Origin of the sequence: Gilliamella sp. CG13 (genome assembly GCF_046635805.1) — a bacterium.
GTDB lineage: Bacteria > Pseudomonadota > Gammaproteobacteria > Enterobacterales > Orbaceae > Gilliamella > Gilliamella apicola_I.
The window spans coordinates 13979-28078 of record NZ_JBIDFM010000002.1; the positions used below are offsets into that span (position 1 = coordinate 13979).

A 14100-nucleotide genomic window follows, 5' to 3' on the forward strand; every position below is an offset into this window, starting at 1 on the left:
TTCTTTTAAGATATTAAGGATGCATTAATTAATTGTTACTTATATCAAATAAACACGGTGTAATTCATGGATATACGCAAAATTAAAAAATTAATTGAGTTAGTTGAAGAGTCAGGTATTTCAGAACTTGAAATCTCTGAAGGTGAAGAATCAGTACGTATTAGCCGTTCAGTGGCAACAACAAGCTATTCTGCGCCTGTACAAAATATTCAAATTCCTCAAGCTGCTCCTGTTGTAGTAACATCAGCTTCTTCTAATGGAGAAGTGGCTAATGAAGTCGAGCCTGTTGCTGTTTCTGGAACAATAATAAAATCCCCAATGGTTGGTACTTTTTATCGTACACCTAGCCCTGAATCAAAAGCGTTTGTTGAAGTTGGGCAAACAGTGAATGTGGGCGATGTACTTTGCATTGTCGAAGCGATGAAAATGATGAATCAAATTGAATCAGAAAAAGCTGGGACTATTAAAGCTATTTTAGTTGAAAATGGTCAACCCGTTGAATTTGATCAACCATTATTCATTATTGAATAATCAGAATTTATTAATTAATTTTTACGATTAAGAGATTGAATATGCTTGATAAAATTCTTATTGCTAATCGCGGTGAAATTGCGCTACGTATATTACGTGCATGTAAAGAACTTGGCATTAAAACTGTTGCTGTTCATTCTTTGGCAGATAAAGATTTAAAACATGTCTTACTTGCAGACGAAACTGTCTGTATCGGTCCTGCAGCGTCTGCCAAAAGCTATCTTAATATACCGGCATTAATTTCAGCGGCCGAAGTTACCGGTGCAGCTGCGATTCATCCTGGATATGGATTCTTATCAGAAAATGCTGATTTTGCAGAGCAAGTTGAACGTTCTGGTTTTATTTTTGTCGGTCCAAAACCAGACACGATTCGTTTAATGGGTGATAAAGTATCTGCGATTGAAGCCATGAAAAAAGCAGGTGTGCCTTGTGTACCTGGTTCTGATGGTCCATTGAGCAATAATATTGATACAAATAAACAGATAGCCAAAAAAATAGGTTATCCCGTCATTATTAAAGCCTCAGGTGGCGGTGGTGGTCGTGGTATGCGTATTGTTCGTGATGAGAAAGATCTAGAACAATCCATTAAAATGACCAAATTAGAAGCCAAAACTGCTTTCAATAATGATATGGTTTATATGGAAAAATTCCTTGAAAATCCACGTCATATTGAAATACAAGTGCTTTCTGATGGTCAAGGTAATGCAGTTTATTTAGGTGAGCGCGATTGTTCAATGCAAAGACGTCACCAAAAAGTGGTAGAAGAAGCTCCTGCTGTTGGTATTACGCCTAAAATGCGTAAATTTATCGGGGAACGTTGCGTTAATGCTTGTATTGAGATTGGTTATCGTGGCGCAGGTACATTTGAGTTTTTATTTGAAGATGGCGAGTTTTACTTCATTGAAATGAACACGCGTATTCAAGTAGAACATCCTGTAACTGAAATGATAACTGGCGTTGATTTGATTCGAGAACAAATTTTAATTGCCGCTGGCAAACCACTTTCAATCAAACAGAGTGATATTCATATTAAAGGTCACGCGATTGAGTGTAGAATTAACGCAGAAGATCCAAAAACATTTATGCCATCACCGGGTAAAATTACTCGTTTTCATGCGCCGGGTGGGTTTGGTATTCGTTGGGAATCTCATATCTACGCTGGTTATACCGTACCACCATATTATGATTCAATGATTGGTAAATTAATTGCCTATGGTGAAACTCGTGAAGTGGCGATCGCTCGTATGAAAAATGCGTTAGCTGAACTCGTTATCGATGGTATCAAAACCAATATTGATCTTCACATTGAAATTATGAATGATAAAAACTTCCAAAAAGGTGGAACAAATATCCATTACTTAGAGAAAAAACTAGGTATTTATGAGTAGTCCATTAATGTCTAATCTCGACAATAATATTGTTATTTTAGCGTGTTAATTGCTTGATTTGTCCAATCATTAACATAAAACTTAACGGTTCTACTTATCCGCCGACTTATGTCGGCGGTGTTATTTTTACTGCTTAACTTCTTAATCCTTTACCACTTTCAATCAAACGCCATACAGCGATATATAAAATCACCACAAACAAGATAAGCATTGAAAAAGTGATCCATAGTGAAACATCTGTGGTACCAAGAAAACCATAACGAAAACCATTAATCATATAGACAATAGGATTTAATTTAGATACCCATTGCCAAAATGTTGGCAGTAACGTGATTGAATAAAATACCCCCCCAAGATAAGTTAACGGCGTTAACACAAATGTTGGCACAATACTAATATCATCAAATGTTTTAGCATAAACTGCATTTAACAGTCCAGCTAACGAGAATAGTATTGAAGTTAATAGTAGTGTGAAAATAACGAATACCCAAGAATGAACTTCATAAGTCACAAAAAAAAGGGATACCATTGTCACTAAAGCACCAGTTAAAATACCTCGAATAACGCCACCACCAACAAATCCCCAAATTAAGATATGTGTTGGTACAGGTGCAACTAAAAGTTCTTCGATATTACGTTGAAATTTAGCACTAAAAAATGATGAACAAACATTTGTATAAGAGTTGGTAATTACCGACATCATAATTAATCCCGGTACAATAAATGCCATATAACTATGACCACCCATATTGCCAACTCGTGACCCAATTAAATTGCCAAAGATAATAAAGTAAAGCGACATAGTTATAACAGGAGGAATTAAGGTTTGAATCCAAATTCTTAAAAATCGTATCACCTCTTTACGCCAGATACTTTTTAGGGCTATCCAGTATAAATTATTCATCATCGGCTCCTTTTGTTTGAGTATCATTACGCACTAAATTAACAAATAACTCTTCAAGTCGATTGGTTTTATTGCGCATACTGATAACTTTGATTTGTTGTTGATTAAGTTGCTCAAACAATTGATTTAATCCATGCTGTTTATCGACTTTAACTTCCAACACGCCTGGCTCTACATTGGTAAATGCATAATCGTTTAAAACTATAGGCTGATTGGTTGGTAAATAATCGATAATAATCGTTTCAGATTGACTATTCGCCAGTAAATCACGCATAGAGGAATTAGCAATGAGTTCACCATGTTGAATAATACCAATATGCCGACATAACATTTCTGCTTCTTCTAAATAATGTGTGGTCAAAATAATCGTAATACCCTGACGATTGATTTCTCTTAAAAAATCCCACATAGAACGTCGTAATTCAATATCAACCCCCGCCGTTGGTTCATCAAGAATTAATAATTTAGGTTCATGAACTAATGCTCTTGCTATCATGAGTCGTCTTTTCATGCCACCTGATAACATACCTGCTCGGCTATTACGCTTATCCCAAAGATCTAAAATACGTAAATATTTTTCAGCACGTTCAAGTGCTAATTTACGGGGTAATCCGTAATATCCACCTTGGTTTGCAACAATTTGCAGTACTTCTTCAAACTGATTGAAATTAAATTCTTGAGGCACTAACCCTAACTGCCTTTTGGCGTTGACAATATCTTTATCTAAATCAAATCCAAAAATTTTAACTTGACCCGATGTTTTGGTAACCAAAGAACTTATGATTCCAATCGTAGTGGATTTTCCAGCACCATTAGGCCCAAGCAGTGCATAAAAATCACCAGCTTGTACAGTTAAATTAATACCTTTTAATGCTTCTACACCATTTTTATAAATTTTTTTGAGTTCAATTAACTCAAGTGCAGGAATAGATGACATGAATGTATCCTAATTGAATATTTTATAATTAAATTGCTATAAAATCCTATTTGATGTGAATTAATATTGACAATATAATTATTCATTGTAAAGCGCTTTTTAGCATTATTTGAATTGATTATATGGCACCCCATTAACAAAACATAAAAAAGATTAATGTTTGTTTAAATCAACTCACTTACGCTTAAACTAAATTAAGTTAAAATAAATCATTAAGTAAGGAAAGAATATTATGATTAAGATTGGGTTGGTTTCGGTATCAGACCGTGCATTTAATGGTGTATATGAAGATGAAGGAATTCCATCTTTGATTACCTGGTTAACAAAAACATTAAAAACCCCGTTTGAAACCCTACCGCGTATTATCCCTGATGAACAACCGTTAATTGAACAAACCTTATGCGATTTGGTGGATAAATTACATTGTGATTTAATACTGACAACTGGCGGAACAGGGCCAGCTTTAAGAGACGTCACACCCGATGCAACAATAGCGATAGCCGATCGTATTTTACCTGGCTTTGGTGAACAAATGCGTCAAATTAGTTTGCATTTTGTGCCCACTGCAATTCTATCCAGACAAATCGGTGCAATACGAAACAAATGTTTAATTCTGAATCTACCTGGCAGACCTAAATCTATTCAAGAAACATTAGAAGGTGTGAAAGATAATGCTGGGAATGTGATTGTAAATGGTATTTTTGCCAGTGTGCCTTACTGTATTGAGCTATTAGAAGGACCATACATCGAAACACATGAACATGTTGTTAAAGCTTTTCGACCGAATAAACCTGTAAAATAGAAACTTTAGTTTTATGCAACTTTGATGCATAATTATCTAATAAAATAAACTGCTTTTATTTCTCCATTCGATAAAAGTTTTTGTGCAATAAAAGATAACTTCTGACTTCTATATTGTTATATCTGATTGATTTTAAAATTTTAAGCAATGTTTATAAATAAAATTGAATGTCAAAACAGTAAAACATTTAATCCAAAGGAACACTATGAAACAAGATGATTTCACTCGCGTATTTAAAGAGATGCTAAGTCAAGAAAAATTCAGTTCACAAGTTGAAATTGTTCAAGCTCTTCAAGATCAAGGTTTTGACAATATTAATCAATCTAAAGTATCAAGAATGTTAACTAAATTTGGTGCCGTGAGAACACGAAATGCCAAATCGGAAATGGTTTATTGTTTACCCGCTGAAATCAGTGTTCCAACGACAAGCAGCCCATTAAAAAATTTGGTTTTAGACATTGATTATAATAGTTCAATGGTCGTCATTCGAACTAGCCCAGGCGCTGCGCAACTTATCGCAAGATTACTTGATTCAATCGGAAAATCAGAAGGTATTTTAGGTTCCATTGCTGGCGATGATACAATTTTCAGTACACCAACGAAAGGATGTACGGTGAAAAAATTATATCAAATTATTCTTGAGCTATTTGAACAGGAATTATAAAAACTGATCAGTTAACTTTTTTGTTATTATTTGAATTTTTAATATTTAACCTATTGACACAATTAACAGAATCGTTAATTCTATACATACTGATTTTGTAATTTAAATCACAAGAACGAAGAGGCGCATTACTCAGGTAGATTATTTTAGGGGCTGGAACCGTTAATAAATGATTGAGGGGATGTAATGCCGAGATTTAATTGATAATCCAGAACTCAGTTAGATCGACTGCAAGGGCTGAATCCCTTGGGTTGTCACCCTAACAGGTGGAGCGCTTCAGGGTTTTACTCATTTTCCTTAACGGTAAATAAGTCATGACCTCGCTCTAACTCTGTTAAAAATAATAATTTTTAATATGAGGAATTCATGGAAACATCATTTGTAATTGCTAAATTTGGTGGTACCAGTGTTGCCGATTACCAATCTATGGTAAACAGTGCAAATATCGTTGTCACCAATCCGAATGTCAAAGTTGTGGTATTATCTGCCTCTGCAGGTATTACAAATTTATTAGTAGCTTTAGCTGAAGGGCGAGATGCTGAAGTAAGAGCACAACACATCGCGAAAATTCAATCTATTCAATATAGTATTTTAGAACAACTTCCTCAAAATCCTACATTACGTGCTGAGATAGATCAGATAATTGCTAATATTGCCTCTTTATCAGAAGCCGCTAGTCTCGCTACATCATCCGCCCTAACCGACGAACTTGTCAGTCATGGCGAAATTATGTCTTCTAAACTTTTTGTAGAAATATTGAAAGAAAAACAGAAAAATGTGTTATGGTTCGATGTGCGTAAAGTCATGCGGACGGATAATAAGTTTGGTAAAGCCACACCAATAATTGAAGATATTAAACAACTCTGTTGTGCACATTTAAAATCATTGTATGCCAATAACATTATTGTTACACAAGGATTTATTGGTTCTGAAAGCACCGGTAAAACCACTACCTTAGGTCGAGGTGGTAGCGATTATACTGCCGCTTTGCTTGGTGAAGCATTAAATGCAACACAAATCGATATTTGGACAGATGTTGCAGGTATCTATACTACCGATCCTCGAATTGCGCCATCCGCTAAACGCATTGACGAAATTTCTTTTGCTGAAGCGGCTGAAATGGCAACATTTGGCGCTAAAGTGTTACATCCTGCAACACTGGTGCCAGCTGTTCGAAGCAATATCCCTGTATTTGTCGGGTCGAGTAAAGCGCCACAAGCAGGCGGAACAATTGTTTATAATACCAACAGTATCAAATCCGATCTGCCATCATTTAGAGCATTAGCATTGCGCCGCAAACAAACCTTACTTACGTTAACTAGTTTAAATATGTTACATGCACAAGGCTTTTTAGCGAATGTGTTTACAATACTGGCTAAACATAATATTTCGGTTGATTTAGTCACAACGTCAGAAGTCAGCATTGCATTAACCATTGATACGACAGGAACCAACACCAATGGCACCAGTTTATTAACTAAAGCACTATTTGATGAGCTTTCCACACTTTGCCATGTCGATGTTGAAGAAGATTTAGCTCTAATTGCCATTATTGGTAATAAACTGACTTCAACCAAAGGTATAGCCAAAGAAGTATTTGGTGTCTTAGATGATTTTATCATTCGACTTTGCTGTTACGGTGCTAGCACGCATAACCTTTGTTTATTATCAAGAAGTAATGATGCGGAAGACATCATTAAAATTCTCCACAAAACAATTTTTGAATAATACTCTCTATGAGGAAGATAATCTCTTCCTCTTTATCTGCTAGTTCAAGATAAAATCCATACTAAGCTAAAAAATAAATTGTAAAGCTTAATAAAATATCTAAACATTTAATAAAAAAAATTATAGAATATAGCTAAATTATTTTATGCCGTACGTTCATAAAACTGTTCTCTATTTATCAATTGTCATCAATCTTCATCTAGTTTTGTTATTAGTAATTTATACGTTTAAAAAGTGTATTACTTTTTTTAATTCAATTTACTACATCTGTAAACTAACATTAAATACAACAAAATAAGGGTAAATTATCATGGGTATTATAAGTTGGATTATTCTAGGATTAATTGCCGGTTGGATTGCTAAATTTTTCATGCCTCTAGGCAGTGTTGGGGTGGTGAAAACCATTCTACTCGGTATCGCGGGAGCCTTGGTAGGAGGATATATAAGTACTTTCTTCGGCTGGGGAAGCGTCACTGGATTCAATTTCCCAAGTTTGTTTATCTCAGTATTAGGGGCGATTTTATTAATCTATCTTTATCGTCTTTTCAGATAAAAAATTCGTTTCAAATCAAAATTGGCGGATTTCTTCCGCCAATTAATTAATGCAATTATCAAAATAATTCTTATCGATAATTCAATGAATTTTATTTTTTGGTTTAGCATCAGTTACCATACTCACCGCTTTTAAACCTACGCTTGTAGCATCAAAAAACCGAATGACATAAATTAGATTCCTTTCATTTTCGTTGTAAAGATGTGAATAAGTAATTTCGTCGTATGGCGATTTTTGTTATATTAATCTCCAAAATCACTTATTAATAAATAGTAAACTAGAATGCTTAAAATATTCAATACATTATCTCGAGAAAAAGAAGTATTTCAATCCATTACCCCCAATAAAGTCGGGCTTTATGTCTGTGGTGTGACGATTTACGATCTTTGTCATATTGGTCATGGGCGCACTTTTGTCGCATTTGATGTTGTTTCTCGTTATCTGCGTTTTTTAGGTTATGACTTAACTTATGTCCGTAACATTACCGATATTGATGATAAAATCATTAAAAGAGCCCTTGAAAATGGCGAAACCTGTGAACAATTGACCGAACGTATGTTACAAGAGATGTATGCTGATTTTGATGCATTGAATATTAAACGTCCTGACGTTGAACCTCGTGCAACTCAACATATGCAACAAATTATTGAATTGGTTGAAGAGTTAATAAAAAAAGACCATGCTTATATTGCTGATAATGGCGATGTAATGTTTTCCGTCGATAGTGATCCTAATTATGGTATTTTATCTCGTCAAAATTTAGAACAGCTACAAGCGGGTGCCCGTGTTGATGTTGTTGATGTAAAACGCAATCCAATGGACTTTGTGTTATGGAAAATGTCTAAACCAAACGAACCAAGTTGGGATTCACCATGGGGTAAAGGTCGTCCTGGTTGGCATATTGAATGTTCAGCAATGAATAGTTACCAATTGGGTAATCATTTTGATATTCATGGTGGTGGGTCTGATTTGATGTTCCCACACCACGAAAATGAAATTGCTCAATCAACTTGTGCTCATGATGGACAATATGTAAATTATTGGATGCATTCGGGTATGGTAATGATTGACCAAGAAAAAATGTCAAAATCACTAAATAACTTTTTCACGATTCGTGATGTATTAAAGCATTATGATGCAGAAACAGTTCGCTATTTCTTATTGTCAGGTCACTATCGCAGTCAACTCAACTATAGTGAAGAAAATCTAAAACAAGCCAGAATGGCACTAGAGCGTTTATATACAGCTTTACGGGATACCGATCCTAATCATCCTCATAACACACCAGACAGTGATTATTACCGTCAATTCTGTCAAGCAATGAATGATGACTTTAATACACCTGAAGCCTATTCCACACTATTTGATCTCGCGCGTGAAATTAATAAAGCAAAAGCGGAAAATGATATGGCGCATGCCAATGAATTGGCAGCCGAATTACGCTATTTATCCGCTGTTCTAGGTTTATTAGAACAAGATCCAGTCAAATTTTTACAAGGCGAATCACAAGACGATGTTGATAGCACCTTAATTGATGCTTTGATTCAACAACGTAATGAAGCCCGCGCCAGTAAAAATTGGGCGTTAGCCGATGAAGCCCGAGATAAACTAAATGCTATGAATATCGTGCTTGAAGATGGTGCGAATGGCACGACTTGGCGCAAAAAAAGTTGATGATATAAGCTAAAACACCCATTTAAAAATGGGTGTTGATAATCATCTATCTTAATTTTTTATCCACTGACGTTAAAATACCCCGTAAAATATTTAACTCTTGTTGCTCAATCCGTGCGCGAGTAAATAACCGACGTAAGCGCCCCATAATTTGACCGGGGTGATTAGCATTAATAAATTCAGTTTTCAACAAAGTTTGTTCTAAATGCTGATAGAAACGTTCGATGTCTTCATCTTTGGGAAACTCAATACTATTTATATCAGCCTCTTGTTCAGTTAAAACAGAACCAATATTTAACATCGACATTCGTATTTCATAACAAAGCACTTGTACTGACATCGCCAAATTCAATGAGCTATAAGCTGGATTTGCAGGAATCCCAACATGATAATGGCACTTTTGCAACTCCTCATTAGTTAATCCCACTCGTTCACGACCAAAAACCAAAGCAACATTTGCATCATTATTAGATGCTTCTTGAATAATTTTATCACCACACTCTTTTGGTGTTAAATTCGGCCACTGTAAACTGCGAGGACGAGCACTAGTCCCGATCACTAACCGACAATCTGCAATCGCCTCATCCAAAGATGAAAAAATTTGGGCTTGTTTTATAATATCACTCGCTCCAGCTGCTAAAGAAATAGATTGAGAATCTGGTTTTATTACTGGGTTAACCAAACAAAGATGCGTTAATCCCATTGTTTTCATTGCTCTAGCGGCTGAACCCATATTACCAGTATGCGAAGTTTCAACTAAAACAATCTTCACGTTATCTAAATAATTCACAATATCCTCATTAAAAAGTATCGAGTTCCTATTAGAACCAAATAGTTAACAGTATATAGGAAAAAGATGGCAAAATGCAGATTTGAAATCTGATTGATTAAAATCAGCAGAAATTATTTTGAATGTTAATCACAAAATTTACAGAATAAATAAATAACTGATTGACGAAACTGCAATAATTTGCCAATGTAGAGGTAGAAATCCCCCATTGAGTTAGCTCAATTTGTTAGCGAATTTTTTAGTAAACTTTTTAGTAAACATAGTGGAGGTCAATCATGACGTTAAGTATTACCAGTAAACAAATGGACATTACTCCTGCAATTCGTCGTTATCTTGAAGATAAGTTTTCGAAACTAGATAAATGGAGAGCACTGTTAATCAACCCTCACTTTATATTATCGAAGGAACCTGATGGATTTATTATTGATGCCACCATTGCAACCAAAGGCACACCGTTAGTTGCTTCAGCTAAACACATTGATATGTATGCAGCAATTAATGATCTTATTGGAAAACTCGAAAAACAACTCAATAAGATTCAGCATAAAGGGGAATCTCGCAGAGCCTTTGATAGCATCAAAGGAGCCGTACTGGAAGAGCAAGTTTAGAAAATAGATGATCACAAATAAATTAAAAGGCACTTTGATAGTGCCTTTATTTTTTTGCTTGTTATAATATTACACATCTATTTTTTACTTAATTAAGCCAAATGACTGTTAATCCTTTACTACCCTTGCGAGATAAAATTAATGAAATTGATGCGAAATTATTAGAGCTTGTAGCTAAACGTCGCCAAATTTCAACACAAGTCATTCAAACAAAAATTGAAGCCAACATTCCTGTGCGTGATTTAGAACGTGAACGCTCATTAATCAATTCACTTATTCATCAAGGAAAAGACTATCATCTTGATGATATTTTAATAAAACGTCTATATCAGGTTATTATTGAAGATTCCGTTCTACTACAACAAAAGATCTTACAAGAAAAACTTAATCACAACACCATAGCGACGGCAAAAGTTGCTTTTTTAGGGCCCAAAGGCTCTTACTCCCACTCTGCTGCGCGACGTTATGCGAGTGCTCACTTTGAAGAAATGACGGAATCTAGTTGTTCAACCTTTAAAGATGTTTTTGAGCAAGTCGAAAAAGGAGTGGTGGATTTTGGTATTTTACCTATCGAAAATTCAAGCTCTGGTTCGATTAATGAAGTTTATGATCTTTTACAAAAAACCAATTTACATATCATTGGTGAACTTTCATTACCTATAGATCACTGCGTACTTGCTATTGCTGATGCCAAACTGGAGCAAATTGACACTATTTATAGTCATCCACAACCATTTCAACAATGCAGTAACTTTTTAGAAAAATCACCTCATTGGAAAATTGTCTATTGCGACAGTACCTCATCAGCTATGGAGATGGTAGCAAGCCTCAATAAGCCAAATGTTGCAGCAATGGGTAACAAAGATGGCGGTGAATTATATGGACTACAAGTACTTGAACATGATTTTGCTAATCAAAAAGAAAATATAACTCGCTTTATTGTGTTAGCTCGACAACCTGTTGACGTTTCAAATCAGATACCTGCTAAAACAACTATCCTAATGAAAACAGGTCAACAAGCAGGGGCTTTAGTTGATGCATTACTAGTATTGCGCAATCACAACATTGTCATGACGAAGTTGGAGTCTCGACCAATTCATGGTACGCCATGGGAAGAGATGTTTTATATCGATCTACAAGGTAATCTAAATTCTCATGAAATGCAAACTGCGCTCAAGGAACTCTCAGCTATTACCTTATACACCAAAGTGCTTGGCTGCTATCCAAGTGATTCCATTTCTTCTCTCATGTAATATATTATTGACATTATGCAAAAATTTTCAAATGCCGTGCTCAAGTGGTATGAACAGTACGGCAGAAAAACGTTACCATGGCAAATTGAAAAAAGTTCTTACCATGTTTGGTTGTCTGAAGTGATGCTCCAACAAACTCAAGTTGCAACTGTCATCCCCTACTTCAATCGTTTTATTGAGCATTTTCCGAAGATAACCGATTTAGCACACGCCCCGATTGATGATGTGTTACATTTGTGGACTGGATTGGGTTACTATGCTCGAGCCCGTAATTTACATAAAGCGGCGAAAATGGTTACTGACAAGTTTAAAGGTCACTTCCCTACTTTATTTGATGATGTCGTTGCCTTACCCGGGGTTGGGCGGTCAACTGCTGGCGCAATTTTGTCGCTATCTCAAAACCAACATTACCCTATTTTAGACGGTAATGTAAAACGGGTTTTAACACGCTTTTTTGCTGTTGAAGGTTGGACTGGCAATAAAAGCATTGAAAACAGACTTTGGCAATTGAGCGAACAGGTCACACCAAAGCATGATGTAGCAAAATTTAATCAAGCGATGATGGATATAGGCGCAATGGTTTGCACTCGCACCAAACCTAAATGTAACTTATGCCCACTACAAAGTGATTGTATCGCTTATCAAACAAACAGTTGGCAACAATATCCTACCAAAAAAACGAAAACAACAACTCCTGAAAAATCGGCTTATTTTTTGATGCTAGAATACAACCAGAGTATATGGCTTGAAAAACGACCGCCATCGGGTATCTGGGGCGGTTTATATTGCCCACCACAATTTGCTACAAAGCAAACATTAATCAATTGGCTAAACGATTGTGGAATTCAAACAACTCCACCACAACAATTGATTTCTTTTCGCCATACTTTTAGCCATTTTCATTTAGATATCATACCGATTCATTGCATCATGGTTAACAACACGAAATGTTTAGATGAAAGTAATGGCTATTGGTATAACTTAACAACAGAAAATGCGAAAATTGGCTTAGCTACACCCATTTACAATTTATTGAAGCAATTGAATTCATGATTGATTAAATGAGCTTAAAATTGATCGGTTGGTTAACTATCGGTTAAATTAGCGATATTATAGCTTAATTATTCTTCACAAAAAGTTGAGAATCTATTGTTCACCAATAATTTAAGGAATTCTATATGGCTAAAATATCTTATTTAAATACACCTTTTACGATTAAAAAATTATCATTAAAAAATCGTATTCTTATGCCTCCAATGTGTCAATATCAAGCTAAAGATGGTTTACCAAATGATTGGCATTTTGTTCATTACGTTTCAAGAGCTGTTGGGGGCGTTGGTTTAATTATTGTTGAAATGACGAATGTTGCACCAAATGGACGAATCTCGCCAAATTGTCTAGGCTTATGGAATGATGAACAACGTGATCAGTTTAAACGCATTGTTGATGCCGTTCACGCCCAAAATGGTAAAATAGCCATTCAAATTGCCCATGCAGGTCGAAAAGCGTTGGGAGCTGATGATGTGGTATCTTGCTCTCCTCTTCTTTATGACGGCACTAACGAGGCAAATAAACAGTGGCAATATCAAATGCCAAGAGAATTATCAAAAAATGAAATCGCTGACATTATTCAAAAATTTAAAGAATCAACCCAACGGGCCGTTGAAGCTGGTTTCGATGCAATTGAAATCCATGGCGCACATGGTTACTTAATACATCAATTCAGTTCACCTAAAACCAATTTACGAACCGATGAATATGGTCAAGATAAGTTACTCTTTGGAGAACAAGTTATTAAAGCCGCTAAATCGGTTATGCCACCTGACATGCCGTTAATTATTCGGTTTTCAGCGCAAGAATATGGTAAAGATGGATATAGTATTGATTATGGATGCAAAATAGCTAAACGTTTTGCAGATGCGGGCGCTGACGTTTTAGATGTGAGTGGTGGCGGTGACGGACAACTTGATCCAGCTCACACCCCTGATTTTCATGCCGGTTATCAAGTTTACTTGGCTAGCGCTATCAGACAATCGATAGATTTGCCAATAATAGCTGTTGGTATGCTTGAGGATCATTACTTAGCCGATTACGTTTTAAGCCGAGGTGATGCAGATTTGATAGCGATTGGTCGAGGCTTACTCAATGATCCTTATTGGCCTTTGCGTATCCCTTCATCGCCATTTGTTCCAGCATCTTATCAAATCGCCTTTAAATAACTTAAGCTAAAATTTTACCTCCTGTAGCACACGCTACAGGATAATAAAC

The 14100-nt window shown here is 35.7% G+C and carries 14 protein-coding genes and 1 riboswitch; of the genes, 11 read left to right on the plus strand and 3 right to left on the minus strand.

Annotated features, from left to right (window positions below):
• The first annotated feature begins 66 nt into the window (after positions 1-66).
• On the plus strand, positions 67-531 hold the full coding sequence (gene accB / locus ACGH6R_RS04020; protein ID WP_411598974.1) for an acetyl-CoA carboxylase biotin carboxyl carrier protein: 465 nt from the start codon (positions 67-69) through the stop codon (positions 529-531).
• A 41-nt stretch (positions 532-572) separates the two neighbouring features.
• Positions 573-1919 carry an acetyl-CoA carboxylase biotin carboxylase subunit gene (accC, locus tag ACGH6R_RS04025; RefSeq protein WP_065558744.1) on the plus strand — a complete coding sequence of 449 codons (1347 nt, stop codon included), beginning with the start codon at positions 573-575 and terminating at the stop codon, positions 1917-1919.
• 133 nt (positions 1920-2052) lie between these two features.
• On the opposite strand, the gene ACGH6R_RS04030 is transcribed toward accC, so the two are convergent.
• Together ACGH6R_RS04030 and ACGH6R_RS04035 are read right to left on the minus strand one after the other, a co-directional pair.
• Positions 2053-2823, minus strand: a complete 771-nt coding sequence (locus tag ACGH6R_RS04030; RefSeq protein WP_267349698.1) for an ABC transporter permease — start codon at positions 2821-2823, stop codon at positions 2053-2055.
• Positions 2816-3760, minus strand: a complete 945-nt coding sequence (locus ACGH6R_RS04035; protein WP_411598975.1) for an ABC transporter ATP-binding protein — start codon at positions 3758-3760, stop codon at positions 2816-2818. Before ACGH6R_RS04035 ends, ACGH6R_RS04030 begins: the two co-directional genes overlap by 8 nt.
• Before the next feature lie 232 nt (positions 3761-3992).
• Here ACGH6R_RS04035 and mog point away from each other — a divergent pair, with 232 nt between their 5' ends.
• The 5 genes from mog (at position 3993) to cysS (ending at position 9181) form a co-directional block, all read left to right on the plus strand.
• Positions 3993-4562 (plus strand): molybdopterin adenylyltransferase, encoded by a 570-nt coding sequence (gene mog / locus ACGH6R_RS04040; RefSeq protein ID WP_267359471.1) that lies wholly within the window; start codon positions 3993-3995, stop codon positions 4560-4562.
• 205 nt (positions 4563-4767) lie between these two features.
• A complete protein-coding gene (gene argR / locus ACGH6R_RS04045) occupies positions 4768-5226 on the plus strand; it encodes a transcriptional regulator ArgR (RefSeq protein WP_267359469.1) in 459 nt (152 codons plus the stop codon).
• Between the two features lie 110 nt (positions 5227-5336).
• Positions 5337-5511: riboswitch (Lysine riboswitch) on the plus strand.
• 81 nt (positions 5512-5592) lie between these two features.
• On the plus strand, positions 5593-6954 hold the full coding sequence (gene lysC / locus ACGH6R_RS04050; RefSeq protein WP_267359467.1) for a lysine-sensitive aspartokinase 3: 1362 nt from the start codon (positions 5593-5595) through the stop codon (positions 6952-6954).
• Positions 6955-7264: 310 nt separating this feature from the next.
• Positions 7265-7507, plus strand: coding sequence for a GlsB/YeaQ/YmgE family stress response membrane protein (locus ACGH6R_RS04055; protein ID WP_065558750.1), 243 nt, complete (start codon positions 7265-7267; stop codon positions 7505-7507).
• Positions 7508-7789: 282 nt separating this feature from the next.
• Entirely contained in the window at positions 7790-9181 is a 1392-nt protein-coding gene (cysS, locus tag ACGH6R_RS04060; RefSeq protein WP_411590969.1) for a cysteine--tRNA ligase, read from the plus strand.
• 46 nt (positions 9182-9227) lie between these two features.
• On the opposite strand, the gene trmJ is transcribed toward cysS, so the two are convergent.
• Positions 9228-9914, minus strand: coding sequence for a tRNA (cytosine(32)/uridine(32)-2'-O)-methyltransferase TrmJ (gene trmJ / locus ACGH6R_RS04065; RefSeq protein WP_411590978.1), 687 nt, complete (start codon positions 9912-9914; stop codon positions 9228-9230).
• A gap of 332 nt (positions 9915-10246) precedes the next feature.
• On the opposite strand from trmJ, the gene raiA reads away from it, so the two are divergent.
• The 4 genes from raiA (at position 10247) to ACGH6R_RS04085 (ending at position 14051) form a co-directional block, all read left to right on the plus strand.
• Entirely contained in the window at positions 10247-10579 is a 333-nt protein-coding gene (gene raiA, locus ACGH6R_RS04070) for a ribosome-associated translation inhibitor RaiA (RefSeq protein WP_065558752.1), read from the plus strand.
• A 101-nt stretch (positions 10580-10680) separates the two neighbouring features.
• Positions 10681-11832: a bifunctional chorismate mutase/prephenate dehydratase gene (gene pheA, locus ACGH6R_RS04075; RefSeq protein ID WP_411598976.1), complete on the plus strand. Its 1152-nt coding sequence runs from the start codon at positions 10681-10683 to the stop codon at positions 11830-11832.
• A gap of 15 nt (positions 11833-11847) precedes the next feature.
• A complete protein-coding gene (gene mutY / locus ACGH6R_RS04080; RefSeq protein WP_411598977.1) occupies positions 11848-12885 on the plus strand; it encodes an A/G-specific adenine glycosylase in 1038 nt (345 codons plus the stop codon).
• A 125-nt stretch (positions 12886-13010) separates the two neighbouring features.
• Positions 13011-14051, plus strand: a complete 1041-nt coding sequence (locus tag ACGH6R_RS04085) for an NADH:flavin oxidoreductase/NADH oxidase (RefSeq protein ID WP_411598978.1) — start codon at positions 13011-13013, stop codon at positions 14049-14051.
• Positions 14052-14100: the final 49 nt, after the last annotated feature.